Origin of the sequence: Streptomyces sp. NPDC048751 (assembly GCF_043198595.1) — a bacterium.
Classification (GTDB): Bacteria; Actinomycetota; Actinomycetes; order Streptomycetales; family Streptomycetaceae; genus Streptomyces.
Genome location: NZ_JBICUX010000007.1, coordinates 438,164 through 463,325, shown reverse-complemented (window position 1 = coordinate 463,325; position 25,162 = coordinate 438,164). Strand labels below are relative to the sequence as shown.

22 protein-coding genes are annotated in these 25,162 nt (G+C 70.6%); 6 read left to right on the top strand and 16 right to left on the bottom strand.

The annotated features are described in order from the left end of the window. Window positions 1-5: 5 nt before the first annotated feature. From ACGFNV_RS24535 to ACGFNV_RS24520, 4 genes are read right to left on the bottom strand one after another with little or no spacing between them, the layout of a single operon-like run. Complete coding sequence (locus ACGFNV_RS24535) at window positions 6-1,631, bottom strand: hypothetical protein (RefSeq protein WP_393625115.1); 1,626 nt, start codon at window positions 1,629-1,631, stop codon at window positions 6-8. Beyond that, window positions 1,628-3,547 (bottom strand): hypothetical protein, encoded by a 1,920-nt coding sequence (locus tag ACGFNV_RS24530; RefSeq protein WP_393625114.1) that lies wholly within the window; start codon window positions 3,545-3,547, stop codon window positions 1,628-1,630. The genes ACGFNV_RS24535 and ACGFNV_RS24530 overlap by 4 nt, the downstream gene beginning before the upstream one ends. Continuing rightward, complete coding sequence (locus tag ACGFNV_RS24525; protein ID WP_393625113.1) at window positions 3,544-5,346, bottom strand: caspase family protein; 1,803 nt, start codon at window positions 5,344-5,346, stop codon at window positions 3,544-3,546. Before ACGFNV_RS24525 ends, ACGFNV_RS24530 begins: the two co-directional genes overlap by 4 nt. Continuing rightward, on the bottom strand, window positions 5,343-5,696 hold the full coding sequence (locus ACGFNV_RS24520; protein ID WP_393625112.1) for a hypothetical protein: 354 nt from the start codon (window positions 5,694-5,696) through the stop codon (window positions 5,343-5,345). The genes ACGFNV_RS24525 and ACGFNV_RS24520 overlap by 4 nt, the downstream gene beginning before the upstream one ends. A 206-nt stretch (window positions 5,697-5,902) precedes the next feature. On the opposite strand from ACGFNV_RS24520, the gene ACGFNV_RS24515 reads away from it, so the two are divergent. Together ACGFNV_RS24515 and ACGFNV_RS24510 are read left to right on the top strand one after the other, a co-directional pair. Continuing rightward, window positions 5,903-6,778, top strand: coding sequence for a hypothetical protein (locus tag ACGFNV_RS24515; RefSeq protein ID WP_393625111.1), 876 nt, complete (start codon window positions 5,903-5,905; stop codon window positions 6,776-6,778). Between the two features lie 185 nt (window positions 6,779-6,963). Beyond that, window positions 6,964-9,033 carry a TerD family protein gene (locus ACGFNV_RS24510; RefSeq protein ID WP_393625194.1) on the top strand — a complete coding sequence of 690 codons (2,070 nt, stop codon included), beginning with the start codon at window positions 6,964-6,966 and terminating at the stop codon, window positions 9,031-9,033. A 136-nt stretch (window positions 9,034-9,169) separates the two neighbouring features. Here the strand turns inward: ACGFNV_RS24510 and ACGFNV_RS24505 are convergent, their stop codons facing one another. Both ACGFNV_RS24505 and ACGFNV_RS24500 read right to left on the bottom strand, forming a co-directional pair. Next, window positions 9,170-10,516 carry a hypothetical protein gene (locus ACGFNV_RS24505; RefSeq protein ID WP_393625110.1) on the bottom strand — a complete coding sequence of 449 codons (1,347 nt, stop codon included), beginning with the start codon at window positions 10,514-10,516 and terminating at the stop codon, window positions 9,170-9,172. Window positions 10,517-10,640: 124 nt separating this feature from the next. Further along, entirely contained in the window at window positions 10,641-12,341 is a 1,701-nt protein-coding gene (locus tag ACGFNV_RS24500) for a lysyl oxidase family protein (RefSeq protein ID WP_393625109.1), read from the bottom strand. A 216-nt stretch (window positions 12,342-12,557) separates the two neighbouring features. On the opposite strand from ACGFNV_RS24500, the gene ACGFNV_RS24495 reads away from it, so the two are divergent. Further along, window positions 12,558-13,061 carry a hypothetical protein gene (locus tag ACGFNV_RS24495; protein WP_393625108.1) on the top strand — a complete coding sequence of 168 codons (504 nt, stop codon included), beginning with the start codon at window positions 12,558-12,560 and terminating at the stop codon, window positions 13,059-13,061. Between the two features lie 95 nt (window positions 13,062-13,156). After that, window positions 13,157-13,807 carry a formylglycine-generating enzyme family protein gene (locus tag ACGFNV_RS24490; protein WP_393625193.1) on the top strand — a complete coding sequence of 217 codons (651 nt, stop codon included), beginning with the start codon at window positions 13,157-13,159 and terminating at the stop codon, window positions 13,805-13,807. Between the two features lie 321 nt (window positions 13,808-14,128). On the opposite strand, the gene ACGFNV_RS24485 is transcribed toward ACGFNV_RS24490, so the two are convergent. The 3 genes from ACGFNV_RS24485 to ACGFNV_RS24475 all read right to left on the bottom strand — a co-directional run bounded on the left by ACGFNV_RS24485 (window position 14,129) and on the right by ACGFNV_RS24475 (window position 17,778). Continuing rightward, on the bottom strand, window positions 14,129-14,638 hold the full coding sequence (locus ACGFNV_RS24485) for a hypothetical protein (protein ID WP_393625107.1): 510 nt from the start codon (window positions 14,636-14,638) through the stop codon (window positions 14,129-14,131). 331 nt (window positions 14,639-14,969) lie between these two features. Then, window positions 14,970-16,031, bottom strand: coding sequence for a chitinase (locus tag ACGFNV_RS24480; RefSeq protein ID WP_393625106.1), 1,062 nt, complete (start codon window positions 16,029-16,031; stop codon window positions 14,970-14,972). A gap of 142 nt (window positions 16,032-16,173) precedes the next feature. Then, window positions 16,174-17,778, bottom strand: coding sequence for an alpha/beta hydrolase (locus ACGFNV_RS24475; protein ID WP_393625105.1), 1,605 nt, complete (start codon window positions 17,776-17,778; stop codon window positions 16,174-16,176). A gap of 128 nt (window positions 17,779-17,906) precedes the next feature. On the opposite strand from ACGFNV_RS24475, the gene ACGFNV_RS24470 reads away from it, so the two are divergent. Then, complete coding sequence (locus ACGFNV_RS24470; protein ID WP_393625104.1) at window positions 17,907-18,536, top strand: phosphoribosylanthranilate isomerase; 630 nt, start codon at window positions 17,907-17,909, stop codon at window positions 18,534-18,536. An 82-nt stretch (window positions 18,537-18,618) separates the two neighbouring features. Here the strand turns inward: ACGFNV_RS24470 and ACGFNV_RS24465 are convergent, their stop codons facing one another. Continuing rightward, window positions 18,619-20,376 (bottom strand): SpoIIE family protein phosphatase, encoded by a 1,758-nt coding sequence (locus ACGFNV_RS24465; protein WP_393625103.1) that lies wholly within the window; start codon window positions 20,374-20,376, stop codon window positions 18,619-18,621. Window positions 20,377-20,516: 140 nt separating this feature from the next. Then, window positions 20,517-20,792: a hypothetical protein gene (locus ACGFNV_RS24460; protein ID WP_393625102.1), complete on the bottom strand. Its 276-nt coding sequence runs from the start codon at window positions 20,790-20,792 to the stop codon at window positions 20,517-20,519. A gap of 143 nt (window positions 20,793-20,935) precedes the next feature. Between ACGFNV_RS24460 and ACGFNV_RS24455 the strand changes: the two genes are divergently transcribed. Beyond that, window positions 20,936-21,409 carry an MSMEG_6728 family protein gene (locus ACGFNV_RS24455; RefSeq protein ID WP_393625101.1) on the top strand — a complete coding sequence of 158 codons (474 nt, stop codon included), beginning with the start codon at window positions 20,936-20,938 and terminating at the stop codon, window positions 21,407-21,409. Between the two features lie 82 nt (window positions 21,410-21,491). Here the strand turns inward: ACGFNV_RS24455 and ACGFNV_RS24450 are convergent, their stop codons facing one another. The 5 genes from ACGFNV_RS24450 to ACGFNV_RS24430 form a co-directional block, all read right to left on the bottom strand. Beyond that, window positions 21,492-23,033 carry an alpha/beta hydrolase gene (locus tag ACGFNV_RS24450; RefSeq protein ID WP_393625192.1) on the bottom strand — a complete coding sequence of 514 codons (1,542 nt, stop codon included), beginning with the start codon at window positions 23,031-23,033 and terminating at the stop codon, window positions 21,492-21,494. A 259-nt stretch (window positions 23,034-23,292) separates the two neighbouring features. After that, window positions 23,293-23,673 carry a hypothetical protein gene (locus tag ACGFNV_RS24445; RefSeq protein ID WP_393625100.1) on the bottom strand — a complete coding sequence of 127 codons (381 nt, stop codon included), beginning with the start codon at window positions 23,671-23,673 and terminating at the stop codon, window positions 23,293-23,295. Window positions 23,674-23,805: 132 nt separating this feature from the next. Then, window positions 23,806-24,093: a DUF4190 domain-containing protein gene (locus ACGFNV_RS24440; RefSeq protein ID WP_133928193.1), complete on the bottom strand. Its 288-nt coding sequence runs from the start codon at window positions 24,091-24,093 to the stop codon at window positions 23,806-23,808. A 173-nt stretch (window positions 24,094-24,266) separates the two neighbouring features. After that, on the bottom strand, window positions 24,267-24,680 hold the full coding sequence (locus ACGFNV_RS24435) for a VOC family protein (RefSeq protein WP_393625099.1): 414 nt from the start codon (window positions 24,678-24,680) through the stop codon (window positions 24,267-24,269). A 93-nt stretch (window positions 24,681-24,773) separates the two neighbouring features. Then, window positions 24,774-25,106 carry a MerR family transcriptional regulator gene (locus tag ACGFNV_RS24430; protein ID WP_393625098.1) on the bottom strand — a complete coding sequence of 111 codons (333 nt, stop codon included), beginning with the start codon at window positions 25,104-25,106 and terminating at the stop codon, window positions 24,774-24,776. Window positions 25,107-25,162 lie beyond the last annotated feature (56 nt).

Below are 25,162 nucleotides of genomic sequence, written 5' to 3'. Positions count from 1 at the left end.
GGGGCTTACACGCCGTGGTGTTCCTCCGGTCGGGCTACGGGACGGGACGGCTGCCGGACCATGTGTACGAACTCCACGCCCTTGATGACCACCCCGTCGTCGATCCGGCACACGCCGTCGTCGTCGGGCATCTGCGGGTCGCACGACTCGTACACGATGAGGAAGGCAGCCACCGCCCCCCGGTCGTCGCACTCCGGGCTGACGTGGATGAGGCCCTCGCCCGGGGGCAGCAGCCGATCGGTGCAGAGCGAGCGCTGTCCGGCGAGCGGTACGGGGCCCAACTCGCTGGTCACGGTGCCCTGGGCACCCTCGTCGAGGATGCGGGCGACCAGCCAGCCGTGCATCCTCGGACGGCGACGCGCCCGCCTGCGCACGGCCCGGACGACCCAGACCAGGACGAGCCCGACGGCACCGGCCCCGACCGCCGGGACCACCCACGCGGGGATCCCCACCTGGCCGGTGCCGGACACGGTGATGGACCGCGCGTCCAGCGGAGGGGGGATCGTCCGGATTCCGAGGGCCGTCAGATTCGGCTGCCAGCGCGTGCTCACCTCGGCGTGGACCGAGAGGCTCCCGGTGAGCCGTACGGTCCTGCGCTCCGTCGCGTACTGGTCCGACTTCCAGGTCAGCTCGACCGTCACCTGGGCAGCGGCGCCGGGTTTGAGTTCGTCGCCGGAGATGTACTTGTCGGACGGTACCGTCGCGGTGATCGGTACGGAGCCGTCGTCGATGGTGAACCTCAGGCCCGAGATCCACAGGGGTACCGTCTTCATGGTGGACCGCAGGGTGAGGGTGACGGTCGCCTTGCCGTCCTTCGGCGACAGTCGCACCGGTTTCTCCGGCCACTCGACGACGACCCGCCCGGAGCGCTCCACGGCCAGCGCGGTGATGGCCGCGCGCCGCAGGACGTCCTCCCGTACCTGGGCCAGGTCCGGCCGTTCCCAGGGTCTCCACGAATTGGTGATGAGTGAGGAGGGGAAGGCCCGCGCCAGGACCTCGAGGTGCCCGGTCCGGTTGCCGTCGTAGCCGGAGAGCGGGAACAGGTGGACGGTCAGCCGGGTGCGGAGCCTGAGGGCGTCCGCCCGTGAGCCCAGCGCGTCGACCGAGTCGGGGCGGGGCGTGGTCTGTTCCCCCGCGGCCAGGACGGCGATGGCCGACCGCTGGGGCAGGTCGCTCTTCAGCGTGGTCAGCGCCGCGTTCAGCGCCCGTGGGAGGTCGATCGTGTAGTCCGTCGACGGGGGCCCCGGTGCGCTCAGACCTTCGACATCCTCCCGGGTCAGCCGGGGGATCGTCCGGCGGACCTCCCGGTCGAAGAGGATCAGGGTGATCTCGTCCTTGCCGGACATGGCGTCGAGGAGGGTGGTGAGCTGGGTGCGGGTCTCCCGCAGCGGCATTCCTCTCAGGTACGCGGTGTCGACCAGCACGACATAGCGCGTGCGGACGCCGGTGATGCCCAGTTCGCCGTAGAACTGGTCGGGGGTGAGCACGCCCAGCGTCGGCCCCGAGTTCTTCTTCGGTGTCGGCTGTCCGTCGGCCGCCGGGGCCGCCGTGGCCGCCCGGGCCGGGGTGGTCAGGGCCAGCAGGGTCAGCAGCCCCAGGAGTACGGCGGCGGTGCGGACGGGGTGCTTCATGTGCCGTTCTCCTCGCCCGACGGGCCGGGGTCCTTGGAGCGCGTCCGGCGCAGCCGCGGCCAGCGGGTGGTCCGGCGCGGGCCTCGGCGCTGCTCGGCGACGGCCTGCCGTACGCCCGGGTGGTTGATCTTCCTCAGGTGGCTCAGCAGCCAGTGGTCGCGCGGGAGGGTCGTGACAAGCGCGAGGGCCGTCTCCTCACGCTGCCCCGCCATGCGTGGGAGCAGCCAGATCTCCGTGAATCCGTACAGATAGGGCTCGGCGTGCTTCCTCGGCGTCCGCGTCGCCCAGGGCGGCGTACGGCCGAACAGCGGGGACACCACGTCCATGGCGCCCCGGTTGAAGGGGTGGTCGGGCTTCAGCAGGCTCAGTGCCTTCCCGACCCGGCCCTGTACGGACGGCGGGCCGTCGACCCCGACCGCGACGATCTTCCCCCAGCAGCCGAGGAGGACCGCGTCGGCGCTCCCGGTCCGCAGCGCGGTGCGCAGCAGCGGTTCCAGGGCGTCGGAGCCGAACCGCCGGACCAGGTCTTCGACCCATTCCGGCCGTACGGCGGTGGAACGGCCGGGCAGCAGTGCGCCGAACGCCCTGAGCCAGCCCGGGGCGTCGTATCCGGCCGGTCCGGGCGGGCAGAGCCAGGCCAGCCAATCCTCCAGCGGGGCCCGCGCGTCGACGACCTGGTGGCGCAGCAGCTCGTAGGCGACCTCGGGGCGGGACAGGACGGTGGTGCGCAGCTCGGGCGAGGCGCCGGGCGGGAGCGGCGGCGCACCGCGCAGGAGTGCCGCCTGCGCGGCGGTCTCCTGGGCCGGGGGACAGAGCGCCAGGACGTGGTTGACGAAGGTACCGGTCTGCTGCCGCCGGGTGGCGACCGGCAGGTAGGTGCGGGCCAGTCCCGGTCGTCCGGCGGCCAGTTCCTGGCCCGCTGTGGTGATGATGTGGTCCTGGGTGTCGCTCCATCGGCGCTTCAGTGTCTCGTCGTCCAGCCGTTCGGTCCGGGGGAGCAGTGCGGCGAGCGCCTCCTGCCGGTACTTCGCGCCGGACGACAGGCAGTCCAGGGCGTGCAGCAGTGCACCGCCGTCGAGTTCGCGCGGGGTGCGGGCGCGGACCAGCCGCTCGACGAGTGGCGCCGGCCCGCCGTGGCGTTCGTAGTCGTCGAGCAGGGCGGAGCGGTAGACGTGACCGACGGTGCCCGCGGCCGGTTCAGTGAGCGCGTCCCAGCGGACCTGGTGCTGGTGCGGCTTGCCGACCCACTCGCCGAAGAACAGGCGCACTCCGTGGTCGGCGAGGTTGTCCGCCCAGGTGCTGGCCCGCAGGGTCGCCCGCATGCCGTACGGCAGCAGCGCGACGACCGTGTCCAGGCAGTCGATCCGCTCGGCCAGCGGCAGCGCGCCCGCCTCGGTAAGCGCGACGGAACCGTCGAGGAGCAGGGCGGCCGCGGTGGCGTACCAGTCGAAGCCTCGTCCGTCGGCCTTCATGCGTCCCGCCAGCGCTTCCGGGTCGAACGGGGACAGGTCGAGCGGGACGGCGGCGGCCGCGGGCCGCGGGAGGGCGATGGACGCCACCTGGTCGTAAAGGGCCCGGTAGGTGACGGCAGGTCCGGCGGTGTCGTTGAACGGGAAGGTGAAGTAGCGGATGGTGGTGATGGGCCGGGCGGACCTGTCGAGTTCCGCCGACCATTCCTTCAGCGCGATGCCCGACCAGTACGGCTCCCCGGCGCCGCCCGCGACGTCGAAGGTCACCCAGGGCAGCGCGCCGGGCTCGTCGCCGTCGCCGCTCTGGGGGGTGCCCGGGGAGGCGCGGCGGATCAGACCCTCGAAGTGGGCGTCTTCGGCGCGGTCCCGGCTGGAGCCGAGTATCCGGTAGCCGTGGCCGTCCCCGGCGTTCTTGCCGTGGACGGCCCACTCGGCGTAGACCGTCACCGGCTCACTCCGGCATCGAGTCGGATCAGGCGCTCCAGCGCGATGAAGGGTTCCAGCACGTTCATGGGGCGGACACCGCCACGAATGCGCATTCCGTTGGTGCTGGAGTTGGCGAAGTCCGAGGCGTCGAAGACACCGTCGGCGCCCACGTGGAAGCCGATGGCGGAGGTGACGAAGTACACGGTCCGCTCGGGGTCGAAGTGGTTCTCGACCAGATGGCGCAGCCGGCCGCCGGACGCCCCGGCGAACCGCTCCGCCGCCCAGGCGAAGAACTGCCGGGCGTGCTGGTCCTTCACCCGGGGGAAGCGGTAGCGGTCGTCGCCCTGGGTGCCCCAGCGCGCGATACGGGCCGCCCTGAACACGGCCGGGTCGTCGAACTTGGTGACGCACACCGCGAGGGAGTGGGGGAGGTAGCGGCCGGACGGGTGTCCGCTCTCCTCCAAGTGGGTGGTGAGGCGCTGGATGATGCCGAAGAGGTAGTCGGCGCTGGCATTGGCACGCTCGTTGGTCGGGTCGAAGAGGTAGACCAGACCGTCGGAGGCGGCGAGCCGCTGGGTGAGGGAGACGTCGTCGATCACGCGTTGGTCGTGGAAGTACTCGCCGGGCAGGTCCTGGACCTCCACCACGAAGTCGGTGTCCGTGCCGTCCGCGCCGTCTGCTTCGTCAGGCTCTCCGCTGAACCTGAACCGCAGCGGCTCTCCGGCGGCCTCGGTCGCGGGCGGGAACCGGTTGTTCATCAGCACGCCCTTGTGCTGCACGAGGAACTCCTCGGCGACTCGGTCCGTGCCGCTGATCCGCCAGCTGCCGTACCCCTGCTGGGTGTCGCCGACGACATGGGCGAGCGCGGCGAGCAGCGTGGTCTTGCCGCTGGCGGGGGCGCCCCAGAGGCCGATGCGGACGGGGGTGCGGGCGGGGTCGTCGACGAAGAGGTCGCCGAGGATGCCGTCGTAGGCGGACGGCTCCTCGCTGGTCTGCGGCTCTCCCGGAGCCTGGATTTCCTGGCGGGCGCGGGGGAGTGAGCCGTGCGGGCTCCGACGGGCAGAGGGGTGGGCGCGGTTGCGGACGAGAGGCGTCTGTCCGCCCTGGTTGCGACTGCGGATCTGGGGAAGAGGGCGGCTCTTCGAGCCCAGTTGGGCGTGTGTGTGGCGGTACAGGTCGTCCAGGCTGAGCAGTTCGGGGCCATCGGGTATGCCCTCGCGCAGGGCGCGGATCAGTTCGCCGGTGAACGCCGTGAAGTCCTCGCCGAGCGGGGCTAGCGCGAGCTTGGTCTCGGCGACCGCGGTCAGCACGCAGGCCCCGTTGACCTGGGAGCTGCGGGCCACGGCGTCGCCGGCCTGCTGCTCCCCGCCCATGTACAGGTCCATCGCCCGTCCGCTGTAGCAGCAGTCGAGGACGACCATCTTCTGTCGGGCGCGGCTCTGGAGGATCTCGCGGCGGACCCAGTCGTAGGGCAGGGTGGAGGCGGGGATGTGTTCGGCGTCGGAGTCCGGCAGGGCGAGCTGGAACTCGTCGTCGTGCGGATCCACGAGGCCGTGTCCGGCGTAGTACACGATCAGGGTGTCGGTGGCCTTTTCGGCCGCCTCCCTCAGGGTCTCCGCCACGTGCCGCGAGCTGTCCGGCTGGAACAGCGCGACGCAGTGCTCCGGCGGCAGCCCCCACAGGTCGGGTGCGCACAGTAGGGCGCGCAGTACGGCGAGGTTCTGTTCGACGGCCGGCAGGTCGTCGAGGCTCTTGTACTGGTGGGTGCCCACCAGGACCGCGTACGAACGGGACGGGTCCGCGAGGCGCGGGTCGGTCACGGCCGGTTCGCCGTGCCGAGGTCGGCGATCAGGGCCCGTACCTTCTCGGGGTCGTCGCCGGTCACGGTCAGCACGAGTCCGTCGCGTTCGACACGGACCTCGGGGGCCCCGCGCCGGGTGCCGCGCCAGGCGCCGACGGCGACGAACAGGTTGGCGAGGGCGAGGGTGTTGGAGACGGCGAGGTTGATCACCTCGAGGGTGCCGCTCATCGTGCCGGGGGGCGCGGTGCCCTGTCCGTGGCGGACGTCGATGTGGTCGGTGATGTCGGGGTCCTGGCGGAGCCAGCGGTAGAGCGAGGCGAGTTGGTCGCCGGTGTTCTCGCCGTCGGCGAGGGTGAGCGAGAGCTCCATGGTGCTTTCCCCTGATGTGGGCCGCCGCGCACATGTTCGAAGAGTAAGCGCGTTATGACGGTACGTGAGATGTAGGTGAGTCGATTTTGCAGGAAGGCGCACGGCACCGCGACCGATTCACGTCGATTCCAGCCGAAGGCGCGGCAACCTCTTCGTCGTAGGCGGCGACAGGGTGACGAATCCCGTCCCCCACACGAGGAGTTCACATGCGCAGACATCTGGCGCGCTTACTCACGGTCCTGGCGGTCCTCGCCGCCCTCCTCCCGGCGTCCGCCACCTTCGCGGCGTCCCGGGCGGAGGCGGCTGCGTCCCCCGCCGTCGCCGCCGACGACTGGAACCCGCCGTCGAACCTGACCCAGCCGCTCAACGAGGTCTGGAACCACGTCCAGTCGACCTACCCGGACCTCTACGGTTTCCGGAACTACGGCTGGGACCAGGTCATGGCCAACAAGGGCAGCATCAACTACTGCGTCCGCTGGGAGTCGGACGCGCCGGTGAGCGCGGCCCTGCGCGACCGTATCCACGCGGCGCTGAAGAAGCAGTTCGCCAAATGGATGACGGCGATGGTGGAGAACGGCAAGGGCCACAACGCCTGGCCGTACACCAATGTGCCGGTCAACATCGTCGGCTGGGCGGTGAAGAACCGCAGCACCCTCCAGTGGACCGACAACTCGGTCGACATCTACACCAACAACCTGGACAGCGGCGGAGCCCCCCAGTGCGCCCCCGACTGCGGCCGGTTCTTCCACCAGGACGGCAACTACTCCCGCTGCCCCGGCGGTGTCGCCCGCCACTACGACCAGTCCCTCTGGCTGACCAAGGGCTTCCAGGGCGGCGCGGGAGGTGACTGGGGCCAGCGCGTCGGCCAGGAGTACTTCACCGGCGCCCTCGTCCAGGAGAACATCCACATCTATCTCCACGAGGTCGGCCACACCTTCGGCCTCGACGACTTCTACGACTGGACCCCGACCGGCCAGTGCTGCTTCATCATGAACGCCGGCAGCGCCACCCAGATCACCGACTTCGACAAGTGGATGCTGCGCGACTTCTGGCGGCATCTGAAGTACCGGTGGGGGTTGTGAGCCACTGACCGAGAGATGACTGCGAAGCCCCGGGGCACCGACCCGGGGCTTCCCGGAGCATGTGATTCCGGATGCGAGGAGTCGTCCGGATCGCCGCCGACCTGGGCTCTTTGGCACTAGAGTTCCGCCCTGCGTGGAGTGTGTGGCAGGTCACACATGTGTGCGAGGGGGGCTTTGTGCACGAGATGGTCAAGGGCGCCAACGTGAGTCTGGCGGCCCTCAGTGAGAACGTCGACTCGGTGATCGTGAGCCTGGGGTGGGCCAGTTCGACGGGTGAGGGCGACGCGGATGTCTCCGTGTTGCTGCTGGGCGCGCACGGAAAGGTGCGCAGCGACAGCGACTTCTACTTCTACAACCACCCCGTCGCGACCGACGGAAGCGTCCAGCTCCTCGGCAAGACGCCTGCCGGAGAGGGCAGTGAGGACCGCATCGGCTTCGACCTCACCGCGATCCCGGCCGACGTGGAGCGGATCGTCGTCGCCGCCAGCCGGTACGCAGGCGCGAGCTTCGGGGAACTGGAAGACCTGCGGGTGACATTGGCCGACGGGGCCGGCGACGACCTGCTCCGGTTCGCGATCGAGGACGCCGGATCGGTGAGCGCCTTCATCTTCGGCGAGCTGTACCGGCGCGAGAGCGACTGGAAGTTCCGTGCTGTCGGGCAGGGTTACGACACCGGTCTCGCCGGACTCGCCACGGACTTCGGGGTCGACATCGACGACGCCGGGGAGGAAGTCGCCGAAGGAGCGGACGCTCCGGCGCTGGCGGAGGCGGCGGCCGACGAACAGGCGGACACGCCCGTGCCGGTCGCGGCGGTTCCGGCCTCGGCGTTTCCGGTCACGGCGGTGGAGCAGGCTGCGCTCGCTGCCGTACCGACACCGCGGCGGCCCGAAGAGGACGAGGAGCCGCGCAAGGTCTCCGCCCGCCCCCGCACGGCGAAGAAGAAGGTCGTCCTCCCCAAGGCCGGGAAGAAGACTCTCGCGGAGAACGAGTCCTGGCGGGAGGCCAGGCTGTTCCCCGTCCCGGTGCTCAAGAGCGATCGTGACCGTGAGACGCGGGCGACCTCGGTGCTGCTGTCGGTGATGGCGCAGGTGCCCGAGTTCGGCAGGAGGCTCACGGCCGCCTTCGGGGCACCGGCCGGCCGTATGGAGACGTTCACCGAGGTCTCCCTCCCGCACGGCGACACCCCGCGACGCCCGGACGGCGTGATCCGCGTCGAGCGGGCCGGCAAGCTGTGGACGGCGCTCGTCGAGACCAAGACCAACGGCAACGCCCTCAAGGCCGAGCAGGTACAGGCGTACATGGACATCGCCGCCCGCCGGGGCTACGAGGCCGTGATCACGCTGTCCAACGATGTCGCGCTCGAGGGCAGCCCGCTGGTCGACGTCAAGGTCGACGGGCGGCGCAAGCACAAGGTGGCCCTCTGGCACCTGTCCTGGGCCGAGGTGGTCCACCAGGCCCAGTTGCTCATCCGTCACGAAGGCGTCGGCAACAGCGCGCATGCCTGGCTGCTCCAGGAGCTGCTGCACTACCTCCAGCACGAGAACTCCGGATGCCACGGCTTCCAGAACATGGGCGCGGCCTGGGTGCCGGTGCGCAAGGGAATCGATGACGAGACTCTCTGTCAAGGCGATCCCCGGGCCCTGGACGTGGTGGAGAGCTGGGAGCGGCTGATCCGGCAGGTCTGTCTCGGGCTCGGTGGTGAACTCGGGCAGAAGGTGCTTCCCGTCCGGCGGGCCAGGCGGGGAACCGATCCCGGAGCCCGGCGGGCCGCCATGGCCGACCAGCTGTGTCAGGACGGGAGGCTGCACGCGGAGCTGCGTATCGAGGGCACACCGGGTGTTCTCGCCGTCACCGCCGATCTGCGGACCGGCAAGCTGCGTACCTCCGTCGAGATCCCGGCGCCCACCCAGGGCTACCCCCTGTCGTGGGCGAAGCGACTCGTCAGGCGGTTGGCAGAGGCGCCGGCCGACCTCCACGTGGAGACGTTGGTGGAGGGTGAGGCGGGCGGGCCGCGCGGCACCCTGGAGCGGTTGCGTCCCGAGCCGGCCGATCTTCTGCCGAAGAACGGCTCCCAGATCACCGGTTTCCGGCTGTCCCTCCTGAAGGGGATGGGCAGCGGTCGCGGCAACGCCGAGACCGGCTTCATCCGCAGCGTCGACGACGCCGTACACCGCCTCTACTCGACGGTCGTCGCCCACCTGGACCGTCCCGCGGCCCGAAGGCCGGAAACCGCGGAACGAGTGACCGTGAGCTGAGCGGAAGAAGTGGGTGGCGGCTGACGATCGGTGGGTGTGGGCCAACCCTTGGCCCGGTCACGCCCGGAAGACCGGCTTCACCCTGGCACACATCCGCCAACTCCCTCCGCTCACGTAGCGCAACCCGCCTACGCCGCTACGGGTTCACCACCAGCTTCGCCGTGTTGTTGGTCGTGTCCGGGTCGAAGGGGAAGGTCGTGACCCAGTCGGGGCGGGCGGTGAGTGTTCCGGTGGCGTTCTGGACCACTCGGTCGATGGTCAGGGAGAAGGGGAAGGCGACCTCCGCGTTCTGCTTGACCCAGATCGGGAGGTAGCAGTCGTAGCGCGGGGCGCCGAGGAGCTGGGGGTAGGGCGCGCCGGTCAGGGTGCGGGGCTCGCAGGTGTCGGGGACGTCCGTGGCGCGGGTGCCCTGGGGGACGCGGAACTCGACGGTCGCGACCGGGTTGCCGGAGCCGAGGTGGGCGACCCAGGCGGGGCCCCTGTTGAGGAAGCTGAAGGTGGCGGGGACCGTGGTGCCCGCCCCGCCGTGGACCGTGGCGCCGCGCACCTCGAAGTCGGCCTTGTTCGTGGCCTCGATCGTCCAGGAGACGTTGTTGTCGTCGGTCTGGAGGTCGGTGGCACCGCCGGCCGGTTCGACGCCGAAGTCGAGCCGTTCGTACAGGGCGTGATCCGCGACGTCGATCCTCAGCGGCTCCGGCAGGTCGACGGTGGCGCCGGGGGCGACGACCGTGTCGAAGGCGCAGGTGACGTGGGTGACCGGCAGGTCGCTGTCGGCGGACGGGTCCGTGCACTGCGGATACTTCGTCGCGAAGTCGAGGCCGTACGTCGCCAACATCTCCACGGTGAAGCCGTTCGCGGGCACGTTACCGGTGTTGGTGACGGCGAACGAGGGGGCGGTGACGGTGCTGCCCGGTCGCGCCCCCTTCAGGTCCTCGGCGGGCGCGATGCCCAGGTCCGGGCCGGAGTCGATGGTCACGGTCGTGTCGAACGAGCCGCGCGGAGCGTTGAGTTCACCGTCGGGGCCGCCCTGGGCGGTGGCCTCGTAGGTGATCCTCCCCTGTGCGCCCGGCGCCGCGCCGGGCAGCGCGCGCACCCTGAGCTGCACCTGCTCCCCCCAGCCCCACTCCTGAAGGGGGACCTCGGGGACCGAGCACACGGCCGTGGCTCCGCTGGGCGTGCAGTTGTCCGGCCAGGCCACCTCGGCGACGCCGGCCAGGCCCGAGGTGTCGACGGTGAGGAGGCCGTCGGTGATGCTGTAGTCACTGGTGTGGTACAGGCCGACGGGGAGGTCGCTGTACCCGCCGCTGCCTCCGGCCCGGACGACGGAGAGGGCCTGTTCGGACGGCACCTGGATCCACAGCTGGTCGGGCTGCTCGTTCTGTGCCGAGGCGGGCGTGGCCACCAGGCCGACGACGGTCAGCGCCGTGGCCAGGGCGCCGGTTGCTCCGAGCCGCAGGGTGCGGCTGACGGAGACGGGTGTCATGACATCCCCCTGAAGTGGACTGCGTGGGTCGGGGATTGGACGGCCGCGCGGCGCCGATGGTTGTACAGCGGAAAGCCCCGGGGCCGGCCGGTGTGGCCGGTCCCCGGGGCTGTCCGGGCGTGACTTACGGGGCGTTGACCAGGTCGACCGGCGGTACCTTCACCGTCCGGGCGCCGGGCGTGCCGCCCAGGATCACCTTGCGCAGGGAGACGTTGTTCTTGAGGTTCGTCTCCTGCAGGCGCTTCGCCGGGTTGGCGATCACCTTGATGTAGTACGTACCGTTCGGCAGGCCCGTGATGTCGAAGGACTGGCCGGGGCGGTACTGGGTGTACGTGTCGCCGGAGCCGACGTCGAGGACCTCACGCACGGAGATCGCGCTGTGCTCGCCGCAGGCGGTCGACAGGTCGGTGTTGTACGGGTGCCAGTTGGCGTTCTTCACCGTGTAGTCGACGGCGTCCGTGTTGGCGAGGCAGAACGCCTCCTTGCCGCTGCGTACCCGCTTGGTCTGGTCCGCGCTCAGCAGCTGGTAGCTGGCGAAGTCCGTGAAGTGCCAGTGCTCGTGGCCGACGCGCGGGTCCCACTCCATGGTGCCGGCGGGCGAGTAGCCGACCTGCTTGCCCTTGGCGTCGTAGTAGTACTGGTACGAGTCCATCAGCTCCGCGCCCGGCTTGCGGAAGCCGTCCACCACGAGGGGGGCCGGGCCCGCGTTCCAGACGTTGGCGCTGAAGGCGAGGTAGTCCTTGCCCGCGATGTCGCCGTCCTCGCCGTCGGTGATGGAGATGTCCCAGGCGGGCAGCGAACGCAGGTCCGGCTTCGGTACGTTGGCCGGGACGCCCGCGCGGCCGGTGGGCCGGTTGGCGTTGGCCTTCAGCGCGGGCGCGATGCGCGAACCGTCGGTGTGGTCGCGTCCGTCGCCCAGGTGGTGGGCGAGACCGCGCTGCTCCAGCGCGTGCGAGAGGGCGCCCGGCGTGGGGGCGTCCGCGCCGCGCGGGCCGTAGTGGTGGCCCGCGTGGCCGCTCTGCGCGCCGTGCGCGGAGTGACCGGCGCCGTGGTGGGACATGGCGGACGAGCCGGAGCCGCTCACGCCCTCGCCGCCGCCCTCGCCGTCATCGGACTGCCGGACCGTGAGCTTGATGGCGGGCTGGTCGTTCGGGATGCCGAACAGGTCGCGGTACTTCTTGGCCACCGACACCTTGGCCGTGTAGGACCCCACGGCCAGGTCCACCGGCCTGTCGTAGTCGACCGCGCTGGTGTTGGACGCCCAGCCCTTCTGGACACCCCACACCGAGCCCAGCGTCCACGGGTTGGTGGGACAGCTCTCCGGGTACTTCGACGTCGCCGGGGCGTCCGGACGGATCCGGCCGGCGGCGTTGTTCGGGCAGTAGGTTCCCTTGCTCTTGGCGACCTCCCTGCCCGCCGCGTTCTTGACGGACACCTCCAGGAAGCCGGGCAGCCCGGAGAAGTCCTTCACCGTCCCGGCGGGGAGGGTCTTCACCTTGGTTCTCGTGCCGTCGCGGAGGATCTGCTGGGCGACCACCGGGTCCTTGTAGGACTTCCGGGTCACCTTGAACTCGAACGGTGCGTTGTCGACCTGGAGGTAGGTGCCGAGGTCGAGGTAGACGCCCCCGTGGCCCTCGTTGTCGTCGTAGCGTTCGAGCGTCACGGACTTCGACGCGGCGATCAGCTTCAGCTTGGGCGTGCCGGGTGTGGCGGACTGTGCCCCCGCGTTGGGCGCTGCCGCCGCCCCCGCGACGACGACGGTGAGCACGGCGCCTGTGGCGAGCGCGGAGCGCTTCAGGCGACTGCGGTGTTCCTGACTGGTCATCGGTTCCTCGTCTGCGCGTGCCATGGTCGTGGCATCGGACCGGACAGCCCTACAGACCGGCACGAACACCCCGGACGCACCCCACGCGCCCATCGCCGACCTGTGAGCATCATGTGAGACCGGCGAGGGGACGGTGTCGGTTGCCTGGCGAGAAATAAATGGCCGGATGCGGCCACTTGGGTCCTGTTCCGCCCGTTCCGCTCCTAAAATCCGCGCATGGCGTCGGTGTGGGGGAGAGCGGGCGTGGTGGTGGGGCTCGTGTTTCTGCTGAGCGGTTGTGGGGCCGAGCTCGATCCGCTGTACGTCGAGAAGGACGGTGACCGGACCGTCGTCGGGTGGCGGGAGTGTCCGGGAGGCGGCCGGGACGGGATCGGCGAGCTGGAGCTCTTCCGGTGGGACGACTCCCGCACCGTCGACGAGCCCGGTGAGCCGCTCTGGCGCGTCGAGGCCGAGGGGGGTGCCGCGGTGGCGCACCGGGTACGGCTCGGCAGCGCGCCCAACGGGTTCGTGACCCGGGTGCCGCTGACCGTCCCCCTCGACCCCGGATCGACGTACGCCCTGCGCGCCAACATGCCGACCGAGGACATCCGCCTGGGCTTCGTGACCTTCCGGCCCGAGCAGCTGTCCGCCGGCCGTGTCGTCTTCGGCGAAGCCGAGAGCACGTCACGCGGCCACTACGACGACATGGACGACGAGCGGTTCGGCTGCTTCACCGAGTGACGCGACCGGCCTCGCGGTCTGCTGTCTTATTGGCCTTGCGGCGCGGCGGCAGGCGTTGTGCGGGTCACCATGGGGGCGTGAGCTTCGAACGCGAGATGATCGCCGTCCCCGCGGGCCGAGTCGCCCTCACCGACCGTCGTACGCAGCGCGGTTGGGAGGTCGAGGTGGGGCCCTGTCTGATCGGGGCGCATCCGGTCACCCAGGAGTCGTACGAGCGGGTCACCGGTCTGCGGCCCGGCGCGGTGCCGGGGGAGCGGTTGCCCGTGGAGGGGGTGTCCTGGTGGGACGCCGTGCGGTTCTGCAACGAGCTGTCCGCGAGGGAGGGGCTGACGCCCGTCTATCGCCTCCGGGGCGAGGGGGACGACCGCCGCGTCGAGTGGGACGAGGGCGCCGACGGATACCGGCTGCCCACCGAGGCCGAGTGGGAGCACGCCTGCCGGGCCGGTACGGCGGGGCCGCGGTACGGGCCTCTGGACGAGATCGGCTGGTACCGGGGCAACTCGGGGGAGCGGATCCGTGAGGTGGGCGGGCGGCGGCCCAACGCCTGGGGGCTGTACGACATGCTCGGCAACGTCTGGGAGTGGTGCTGGGACGTCTATGACGCCGAGGTCTACGGCGACTACCGCGTGCTGCGCGGGGGCGGCTGGTTCGACGAGCACTGGAGTTGCCGGGCGTCCGTGCGGCGACGCAGCCATCCGACGTTCGCCGTGGACGACGTGGGGTTCCGCGTGGCGCGAAGCGTTTAGGGAGTGCGGTCGAGCCGACGCTGTCGTCCGACAATCGCATGGCCCCCATCGGGGGACGCATCCTCATCCGATGGGGCCATGCGCGGGTCGGGGCGTACCACCGGCGTGCACAGGCGCGTTGCAGAGACATGCATTGCACTGTCACCACCGGGCGTCTCCTCCTGGCGAGCGGGGACCGGAAGACGTCCTACGGCGAGGAATCACCCATCTACGCGGCCCTAGTGGCGGAGTGGCGCGTCGGCGGGCGGATGGTTCCGGGGACACGTGACCCGCAGTGGATCGTTCTGACGTCCCTGGGGCCCGCCTCGGTGGCCACGGGTGTCAGTCGGCCCGGATGACCGGGCCCGGCGTCGACGCCCCGCAGGTCGGGCATCTTCGGCCCGTGAGGGACTGGGCGGCGCGGCGGCCCAGGGCCAGCTGGAGGGCGAGTTCCACGGCGGCCGGGACGAAGAGCGCGCCGCTGCCGTCGGGCGGTACCAGCCAGCGCAGGCGCCCGGCGGCGCGGTGCGGTGCCGGTACGGCGATCCAGGCGCCCTGGCCCGCGTACCGGATGCCCGAGCCGATCCAGCGGCCCTCGGGGTCCGGTGGCAGGAAGAAGGCAATGCGGCGGGCGGCGGCGTCGGCGAGGACGGGGCCGGGCTGCTGGGGGATGCAGAGCAGGGCGTCGAGGGCCGGCATCCCCATGTCCTCCGGCACGCTCAGCACGTCCCAGAACCGGCCGCAGGCCAGTACGGCGATCCCGCTCTCGCCGTGCCACTGCTGTTTGCAGGCCCTCGGGTCGGTCGCGGCGGCGGCGAGCCATTCCATGGCCTGCCGCGTGACTGTTCGCATGGTGCCCTCCGGGATTCGTTCGCCCGCGGACGCGGGACGCATCTTCCCCTCAGTGCCGGGGTGGCCGGGCCCGGCAACGGCAATGCTGGTGCATATTTCTATGGCGCGGAAGGGGTGGCGAACCGTGGCGATTACGTTCGAAATGTTCGCTCCTGGAGCACGTGTTCTACGGACCTCGTGGCGCAGGGCGAGGAGGGCGGTGGGACAGCGTCCCTTCCGGAGGGATCCATTGGCGCCCCTCGTGAAGACGGCGCGCGGTATCGACTACGGGGCCGGCCGGTCCCGTCACGGGGAGGACGAGGGGTGACGGGACCGGCCGGGAGCGCGGTTCTCAGGCCCTGCCGCCGCCGTTCGTGAACGGTGCGAACGTGTGGCTGAAGTACCAGGTGTCCTGGGCGACGCCGGAGCAGGAGTTGGCGCCGGCCGTGCCCACGCAGCCGCCGTTGTCGCGCTGGAGGGCCCAGAAGGAGAGCGTGTCGATGCCCTTGGCGGTGGCCCAGTTCCTGACCTTGACCGCGTCCTGCGGGGTGAAGGTCTCCTCGGGGCCGTAGTCGTCGATGCCGGGCATCTCGGTGACGCCGACCATGCCCCACAGCTTCGCCGGGGACTTCTTCGGGTAGAGGGCGGCGAGTTGGTCGTACAGACCGGTGGCGGCCGTCTCGGTGTCGGCGGCCATGTCGTGGGTCGCGCCGTCCCAGTAGTCGAACGTCATGATGTTGACGACGTCCACGCGGGCGCCGTTGTCGACGGCGTTCCGCAGCAGCGCCACACCGCTGGGCGCGAGGCCGGTGGTGGTCGTCGGCAGGGTGTAGGAGAACTGCACCTCGTGGCCGGTGCGTTCGGCCCAGCGCTGGACCTGGGCGATGGCCTTGTTGCGGCGGTCGACCCCGGTGGTGTTGTTGATGGAGTCGGCCTCGATGTCGAGGTCGATGCGGGTGACGCCGTAGGTCGTGACGAGGCTTTCGTAGACCTTGGCGATGGCGTCGACGCTGGTGCAGCTGTCGGCGAGTTCGGTGCCGGTGGTGTCGGCGCTGTAGCCGCCGAAGGACGGGATGACGTTGCCGCCGCGCGCCTGGATGGTGCGGATGTCGCTGCCGAAGGTGGCCTTGGAGACGGGCTGGGTGGTGTCGCCGTTCCAGTACGCGGTGCAGGAGCCGGGCGCCTCCGTCTGGAGGAAGGCCAGGGTCAGGTACTTGTTGCCCGACTCGGCGGCGAGGGCGGCCGGGCTCTCCCCGGTCCACGCCTCGAAGTACGGCGCCGCGACGTGGGAGGGCATGGAGGGCTGTGGGCTCGTGGCGAGCGCGTCGCCTCCCCCGAGGGCGACGAGCCCGCCGGACAGGGCGGTCACGGTCAGACAGGACAGCAGCAGACGCAGGGGACGAGGTCGTCGCATTGACGCTCCCATGGAGGACGCAGGGGGAGGGGGGTGGGGGCGAACAGCGACCATCTTTGGACTAGACCATTTGACTGTCAAGGTTCTTTACAGAAAGCTGCCCCCCGGCTTCGGCCGGGGGGCAGCTGATTCAGGAGGGGGCTCAGCCGCGGAAGCCGAGCATGTTGTGCAGGGTGTCGCCACCCGTCGTGGCCGTCGGCTGGGCGGTGGCGCCGCTCAGCTCCGCCTTCGCCGAGGCCTGCGGCTTCGGGTCGGGAGTCTTCCGGCACACGGCGTCGGCCACGCCCCTGCCGTGCGGCACCTTGCCGTTGGTGAGGTACGTCGCCAGGTACTTGTCCAGGCAGGCGTTGCCGCTCAGCGTGATGCCGTGGTTGCCGCCGCCCTGCTCGACCACCAGGCTGGAGTTCTTCAGGAGCCGGTGGACGGTGACGCCGCCCTGGTACGGGGTGGCCGCGTCGTTGGTCGCCTGGAACAGCAGGACCGGGGGCAGCTTGGAGTTGGCCACGTTCACCGGGCGCTGCGACGTCGTGGGCCAGAAGGCGCAGGGCGCGTTGTACCAGGCGTTGTTCCAGGTGAAGAACGGGGCCTTCTTGGCGACGGCCGCGTTGTCCTTGCGCCACTGGTTCCAGTCGCGCGGCCAGCTCGCGTCACGGCACTGCACCGAGGTGTAGATGCTGTAGCCGTTGTCGCCGGAGGCGTCGATGGCCGCGAGGTTCTCGTACGCCGCGACGAGCGGCTCGGTCTTCTTGCCGTTGACGTACGCCGCGAACGCCTGGGCGAGCATGGGCCAGTAGCCGTTGTAGTAGCCGCCGGGCAGGAAGGTGTCCTCCAGCTCGGCCGCGCCCACCTTGCCGCCGGCGGGCTTCCTCGCGAGCGCCGCCTGCATCGCGTACCACTTGGCCTCGACCTTGGCCGGGTCGGTGCCGAGCTTGTACGTCGCGTTGTACTTGGCGATCCACGCCATGAAGGCCTGGTGGCGGTCCTCGAAGGCGTAGTCCTGGGCGATGTTGTCGTCGTACCAGACGCCGGTCGGGTCGACGATCGAGTCCAGGACCAGACGGCGCACCCGCTGCGGGTAGAGCTTCGCGTAGACCGCGCCGAGGTAGGTGCCGTACGAGTAGCCGAAGTAGTTGATCTTCGGGGCGCGCAGGGCCGTACGGATCGAGTCCATGTCCTTCACGGCGTTGACCGTGTTGATGTGGGGCAGGACGTCCTTGTACTTGGTGCGGCACGCGGCGGCGAAGGACTTGGCGCGGTCGAGGTTGGCCTTCTCGATCGCGGGGGTGCTGGGCACGGACTGCGGGCGCACCGGGTTGAAGTACCCCGGCTTGCAGTCGAGGGCGGGCTTGCTCGCCCCGACGCCGCGGGGATCGAAGCCTATGACGTCGTACTGCGCCGCCACCGCCTTGGGCAGCGACGAGGCGACGAACCCGGCGAGGGTGAGGCCGCTGCCGCCGGGGCCACCGGGGTTGACCAGCAGCGGGCCCTGGTACGTCCGCGCGGTGTGCGGCACGCGGGACAGCGCCAGGGTGATCTGCTTGCCGCGCGGCTTCGCGTAGTCGAGCGGCACCTTCACCGACGCGCACTGCAGCGTCGGGTAGTCGTCCGTTCCGCACTTCTTCCAAGTCACCTGCGGGACACTCGAGATGCCCGCGGTCTGCGACACACTCGCGTCGGCGGGGCCGGCCGTGAGCGTCCCGGCCAGTACGACGGTCGCGCCGCACAGCACGGCTGCGCTTTTTCTCATGAAGTTCTCTCAGAACGTGAGGGGGGTCGGGGACCGCGGAGTTCACGGTCCACGCCGCATCGTTCCGGAAGAGCACGTACGCATGAAGACTGTTGGCCTAAAAACTTGACCCAATGTGGAGCGTCGGCGTGAGTGACACCAGTAACCCCAGCACCTCACTGTTCGTCAAAATCTGTGGTCTGCGGACCGATCGGGACGTCGACACGGCCGTCGAGGCGGGCGCCGACGCCATCGGCTTCGTCTTCTCGGACAGCCCGCGCCGCGTGAACGCCGCCACGGCCGCGCGGTTGGCCCGACGCGTGCCGGAGCACGTGCTGACGGTGGGTGTGTTCCGCGGCGAACCCCTGGACGACGTACGGGCGTTGGCCGACGAGTCCGGGATTCGCGCCGTCCAGTTGCACGGGTCCGAGGACCGTGACTACTACGACGGGCTGGCGGCGGGGGGACGGACCCTCATCCGCGCCACGGCGTTCGGTGAACCAGCGCCCCGCTTCGGTGAGTTGGGCGAGGACATGCTTCTCCTCGACGCCCCCGTGCCGGGCTCCGGCGTCGCCTGGGACTGGTCCGGCAAGTCACTCGCCGCTCCGGGGGAGAAGTGGCTCCTCGCGGGGGGCCTCAGCCCGGCCAACGTACGGGACGCCGTGGCCGCCACGCGGCCGTGGGGCGTCGACGTGTCCAGCGGGGTGGAACGCAGCCGGGGCGTCAAGGACCCGGCGCTGATCACGGCGTTCGTGGAGGCGGCCCGCGCCGCCGGGTGACGCCGCCCGGTGTCGGGTGGCTCGCGGTGTCGGGTGAGCCGGGCCGTCGGGTCGCCCGCGCCCTGGCCCGGGGCTCTTGGCGTCAGGTCGCGCGCAGGCGGGCCGCCAGAAGAGTGACGTCGTCCTCCGCCGGCCCGTACACCAGGCGGGCGAGGACAGTGTTGAGGACGTCCTCCAGTGGGCCGTCCACGTCGAGGCTGAGGTCGGTCAGGCGTCGCAGCGAGGCGTCGATGTCCGCCCGGCGCTGTTCCACCAGACCGTCCGAGTAGAGCAGGAGCACCTCCCCGGGCGGCAACGGCACGGTCACCGCCTCATGCCCTCCCAGGTCGGTCCCCAGCGGAGGGCCCGGTGTGACGGGGAGAAGGTCGGTGGTGGCCCCGCGGCGCAGCAGGACCGGCGGGGGATGACCCGCGCTGGAGACGGTGCAGGTCCCGGAGGCGGGGTCGATCAGGACCAGCAGGCAGGTGGCCACCCGGTCGACCCCGATGCTCGCCACCCGGTGGTCCGCCTCCGCCAGGATCTCGTCGACGGGCGCGCCGGAGACGGCCAGCGTGCGCAGCAGCGAGCGGTACTGGCTCATGGCGACGGCCGCCGTGAACCCGTGGCCCATGACGTCCCCCATGACCTGGAGGGTGCGGCCGCACGGCAGGGCGATCGAGTCGCACCAGTCCCCGCCCACCAGGGCGCGCCGCCCCGCCGGCAGATAGCGGGAGGCCACCTCGATGTCCGGGTGCGGGCTGCCCGGCTCGGACAGCAGCGCGCGCTGCAACTCCAGGGCCATGGTGTGCTCGAAGGTGTACTGGCGGGCGTTGTCGATGGCGACGGCGGCCCGCGCGGCCAGGTCCTGCGCCACGATCACGTCCTCGTCCGTGAAGGGCGCCGAGTCCCCGGACCTGAACAGGTAGACGACACCGATCGGATGCCCCTTGGTCGGCAGCGGCACGAGGAGCATGGAGTGGATCTCGGCGGCGCGGATCACGTCCAGGTTGAACCGCGTCCGCACCACCTTGAGCGCGACGTCGTCCGCGAGGAGGTTCCCCACCCAGGGGCGGCCGGTGTCCATGCACCGCCGGGTGTGGGAGTCGCGGGGGACGTCGAAGTAGTCGCCCTCCTTGGCGATCAGCGCGAGGCGGCGGAGGATGTCGCTGCCTCCCGCGGCGGCCGTGATGCGCAGGCGTACGAGACTGCGCGCGGGCGGCGGCGCGTCGGCGGTCTCCTCGTCCAGCGTCCACACGGACGCCATGTCGGCCAGCGTCGGTACGACGAAGTCGGCCAGCTCGGCGCAGGTCGTGTCGACCTGGAGGGTGGTGCCGATCCGCGTGGCGGCCGTGTCCAGCATCGCCAGCCGCTGGTGCGCCTTCTCCAGGTCGTCCATGTACTGCCGCATCCCGCTCACCTCGACGGCGACGCCGCAGAGGCCGAGCGCCCGCCCCTCGTCCTCCAGACGGTGGTAGACGGCGCTCCACTGCCGGTGGGGGAACGGTGAGCTGGTCTTCGTGGTCCCGGTGAGGGACAACGCGCGGGGCCGTCCGTCGTTGAGGACCATGCGCAGGACCTCGTCGGAGCGGTGGATCCCCGGCAGCACCTCGGCCATGGTCCGCCCGTGGAACGTCGAGGCCTCGACCCCGCTCATCCGGGCCATGGCGGAGTTCACGTACCGGTAGCGCAGCCGGTCGTCCAGCACGGCCACGGCGGCCGGCGTACCGTCGAGGATGCTCCGCAGGAGCCGGTATTCGTGCGCCTGCTCGACCACGTGCTCGGGCGCGTCCGTCAGTGCGGACAGCAGTACGTCCTCGGCACCCGCGAAGAGCCAGCGGGCTGGAGGCCGGTCAACGTCCACGACGCATCCTCCTCAGCCGCACCTTGACGAGGCCGTGCCACGCTCCAGTGTGGTTCAGCGGGCCGGGCCGCGCACCCGCAGGACGATGTCGATGTCCTCGGACGGCCCGGCCCGCCGGCGCCCTCACGGCTGAGCAGGTGTCAGCCCGCCTGCCGCTGCTCCCGGAGGTCGTGGACGGTTGCGCTCAGGGTGCCGTCCTGCTGCTCGTAGTGGGACAGGGCGAGGCCGAGACCGAAGAAGGTGGGGGCCCATTCGCCCACGAAGATGCCCCACCGGTCGGCCCGGTCGAGCCCGGTTCCGCGTTCGGCCTTGAGGCTGCCGAACCAGCTGACGACGCTGAGGCCGATGGAGGTGAAGGCGGCCGTGTAGGCGTGCTCGCTGCGGACGCCCATCTTGTGCATCTGCTCGATGATCATGAATTCCTCCCGTTCGCGTACCGGTGGCTCAGCAGGCGCTGAGTACTCCCGCGAGTGACCCATTCGGCATAAAAAAATCACGTTCGGGAATTTTGCCTGTTTTGTTGGCATGCGCTCCTTTTCGTGGTACTCGACGAGCCACCATGCAGACCTTCCTGCCCCATCCCGACTTCAGGGCGTCCGCGCTCGTCCTGGACCGGCGCCGCCTCGGCAAGCAGCGGGTCGAGGCGCTGCAGGTCCTGCGCGGCCTCGTCGTGCCCGGCTACGGGTGGCGCCGGCATCCGGCCGTGCGGATGTGGGCGGGATACGAGGAGGCGCTGGTCCGGTACGGCCTGGAGATCTGCAGGGTGTGGCGGGAGCAGGGCCATCAGGACAGCTGCGCGGCCACCCTGGTCGCGGACCTGGCGACGGTCCGCCCCCGCGCGCCGATCCGTGAGCAGGCGCTGCTGGCAGCCGCCGGAGAGCTGCCTTCCTGGCTCGGCGACAGCGCCTTCCACCGCAGCCACCGGTCCGCACTGGTGCGCAAGGACCCGGCCACCTACGCACCGCTCTTCCCCGGCGTTCCGGACGATCTGCCGTACGTCTGGCCGGCCTCGGACCGGGGAGCGGAGGGGTGACGTCCGGCGTATGCCGACGCGCGAACGGCGAGGCGCCGGGCCGTCGCCGGCCCGGCGCCTCACGTCTCGGACGGTACGGGGGTCAGCGGCGCAGGGCGCCGATGCGGTCGACGCGGTCGCTCACGCCGTTGCGGAGTTCGCTCAGCGTCGTGCCGGACGGGGCGACCTTGGGGGTGGAGGACGGCGGCTGGGTCTCGTCCGCGCAGGTCGTGCCGCGGGCCGGGACCTTCAGGTCGAGCAGGTAGCTGGTGATCGCGTCCGTCGCGCACACGCTGCGGTTGAAGGCGGTGTGCCCCTCGGCGTCGAAGGTGAGCAGACGGCCGTTGTCGAGCCGGTGGGACAGCGCCACCGCGTCCTGGTACGGGGTGTCCGGGTCGCCGGTGTTGCCGATGACGAGGATCGGCGCGGAGCCCTTGGCGCGGTAGGAGCCCTCGTAGCGGCTGGGGTGCTCGCCGGTCCACTGGGCGCAGGCCGTGGCGTGCTGGTGGTCGTAGGTCGGCGGGCCGTACGCCATGGCCGGGCCGAGCAGCGGCGCCAGCTCGGCGTTCTTCGTGACCTGGCGCCTCAGCAGGGCCGGGTCCTTCGGGTAGTCCTTGTCGACGCACTCGACCACGACGTTCGGGTTGAGGAAGTCGAAGCTGGCCGGAGACGGCGGCCGCAGCAGGAAGGACGTGTTGTCGCGCTGCTGCGCCTTGCGCAGGGCCTCGCCGAACGAGGGCCAGATGACCTTGCCCGTGTTGATGTTGAACATCAGGCGGTAGACGAGGGTGTAGCCGTTCGCCAGGCCGCCGTTGGCCGTCGGCACCGGGTTGGCGTCCAGGTCGGCCTTGAGCTTCTCGAACGCCCCGCGCGGGTCGCCGTCACCGAAGCCGCAGGTGGCCTGGTCGGCCTTGCACCAGTCGAGGAAGCGGCTCATCGCGCCGTCCAGCGCCAGGTACTGGGGCCGGTCGTACTTGTACGGCTTGTAGGAGTAGTGCACCGGGTCGTACGCGCCGTCGAGCGCCAGGGCGCGCACCCGGTCCGGGAACATGGAGGCGTAGACGGTGCCGATGTAGGAGCCGAACGAGCGCCCGTAGTACGTGAGCTGGTCCTCGCCGAGCGCCTGGCGCAGCAGGTCGATGTCACGGGCGACATACGCGGTGCCCACGTACGGCACCAGGTCGCCCGCGCGGTCCTGGCAGGCCTTGTCGAAGTCGGCGGCCTGGCGCACGGCCGGTTCGTAGGCGTCCGGGCCGGGGACGCCCTTGGCCGCGGTGACGGCCTGGGTGTACGTCGCGTCGTCCCAGCACTCGACCTGGGAGCTGCGCCCCACGCCCCGTACGTCGTAGCCGAAGACGTCGAACGAGTCGCGCAGGGCGGCCGGCAGGTCCGCGTAGTTGCCGCGGACGAAGTCCACACCGGAGTTGCCCGGGCCGCCGGGCTGGAGGAAGAGGGTGCCCTTCTTCTTCGACTGGTCCGCGGCCTTCTTGCGTATCACCGCGAGGGTGATGGTCTTGCCCTGCGGTTCGCGGTAGTCCAGCGGCACCTGGGCGTTCGCGCACTCGAAGCCGCCCTGGCAGTCCGACCAGGCGAGGGTCGGCACGGGCGGCGCCTCAGGCGACGGCTGGGTCGCCTGGGCGGTCATGGCCGTGGTTCCGGCCAGGACGAGTGCGGTCACCGCGGACACGGTGAACCTCAAAGGCGTGAAACGTCTGGTACTCAATGGGTGATTTCCCCTCGGGTCGATGTGCTGTCAAGACCCCCGTCTTGAAGCCCAGTCGGGGAATGTCTAGCTCAACCCGAGGGGAAATGGGAGTAGGTGGGTCCTTGTGGACGTCCCTTTTCCCGATCTCTCCACTACCCGGCGGTAGTTCGCGCGGACGTCATCTGCCCGAGGGGGCGCACTACGCGTCCGTGTAGCCGATGTCCCCGATGGTCCACGCGCTCACGTCCGCCAGGGCGACGCGGTACATGCCGCCCGTGTCGGGGATGCCCATGTTTCCCTGGAGGATGCGGGCCAGGTGGAAGTGCAGGTGCGTGGGGCGAGGGAGATGGCCCTGCGGTGATCCGGAGTCGTGCTCCCGCGCGGTGAACGCGGTGGAGAAGGGCGCCAGTTTGCTGGAGTCCCGCAGGACCTCCGCCACCCGTTCCTTCCACAGGGCTTCCGGGGCGAGCCGGCCCGTGAGGACGGCTCCGGGGATCACCACGGTGAGGGACATCTGACTGCTGTGCTCCGACTCGACCGTCGTGGCGATGTCGACGAGCAGCTCATCAGGGTGCGACATGGATGTGGAGCATACCGTCGGCAGGGCCGCCGCGTCCCACTGCGGCGGCCCTGCCGGGGACCTCTGTTTGTGCCGTCCGGTCCTGCTGTCTGTTTCCCGCCGGCTGTTTCCCGCCGACGTGTGGGTCTGCCGTCAGCCGCCCACGTACCAGCTGAAGCCGCCGTTGCTGGCGGCGACGGCCAGGAGGACGAGCCAGAGCACGACGTCGACGATGCCCAGGATGATGCCGGCCTTGGCCATGCCGCCGCCGTTCCTGCCGGCGGCCTGGCGGCGGGCGACGGCGCCGAAGACGATGGCCAGCGGGCCCAGGACGATGTTCAGCAAGAACAGTCCGACGATGCCGCAGACCAGGCTCGCGATCGCCATGCCGTTGGTGCGCGATCCGGAGGAGGCGGCAGGGGAACTGCCGTAACTCGTCATTGGACACTCCCGGTTGACGTGCGTGCGGACCGAATGTCCACACGCCCTTTGCCTTTCCGTTACAGCCGCGAGTGCCCCGCCGGGGCGGTCCCATGTCAGGGATGTGGCCCCGGTCTCTTTCCCGGCCCGCACCGGGTACGGTGAAACCGGGACGTATGACGCAACTTCGTGCCTCAGTCCTGCGGCCGGCTGATGTTGACCAGCCACGGGATGCCGAACCGGTCCGTGCACATGCCGAACACATCGCCCCACATCTGCTTCTCGAGGGGGACGGACACCGAGCCGCCGGTGGACAGCTTCTCCCAGTAGCCGCGCAGCTCGGCGTCGTCCTCGCCGCTCAGGCTCACGGAGAAGTTGTTGCCGGGCTCGTGCCGGGTGCCGGGCGGGGCGTCGGCGCCCATGAGGGTGAAGCCGCTAGGCGTCTCCAGCATGCCGTGCATGATCTTGTCGGCCTCGGGGGCGTCCTGCCGCCCGAAGGCGCCGTACGTGTTGAGGCTCAGGTCGCCGCCGAAGACCTCCCGGTAGAACTCCATCGCCTGCCGGGCGTCACCGTCGAAGTTGATGTACGGGTTGAGTCGCGAGGCCATCAGAACCTCCCAGAAGGGGGCAAGGGGTCAGTAGTGCGGACACTAGACCGCGGCACTGACAACGGCACGCCGGGAGCGGCTCGCCCGTAGGTCTCAGGCCTCCGTCGCCTCGCCCGCCGCGCGGCGGTACTCCGCGTTGATGCGCTGGGCCTCCTCGAGCTGGTCCTCGAGGATGACGATGCGGCAGGCCGCCTCGATCGGCGTGCCCTGGTCGACGAGTTCGCGGGCGCGGGCGGCGATCCGCAGCTGGTAGCGCGAGTACCGGCGGTGCCCGCCCTCGGAGCGGAGCGGGGTGATCAGACGGGCTTCCCCGACGGCCCGGAGGAAGCCGGGCGTCGTGCCGAGCATCTCGGCGGCCCGGCCCATCGTGTACGCCGGGTAGTCGTCGTCGTCCAGCCGACCGTCGAGCGGACTGTCTGCCGTCATGTCACCTCGTCATGCAAACGTCTCGGAGCCGTGGCGCGCCCTGCGGCACACCACGG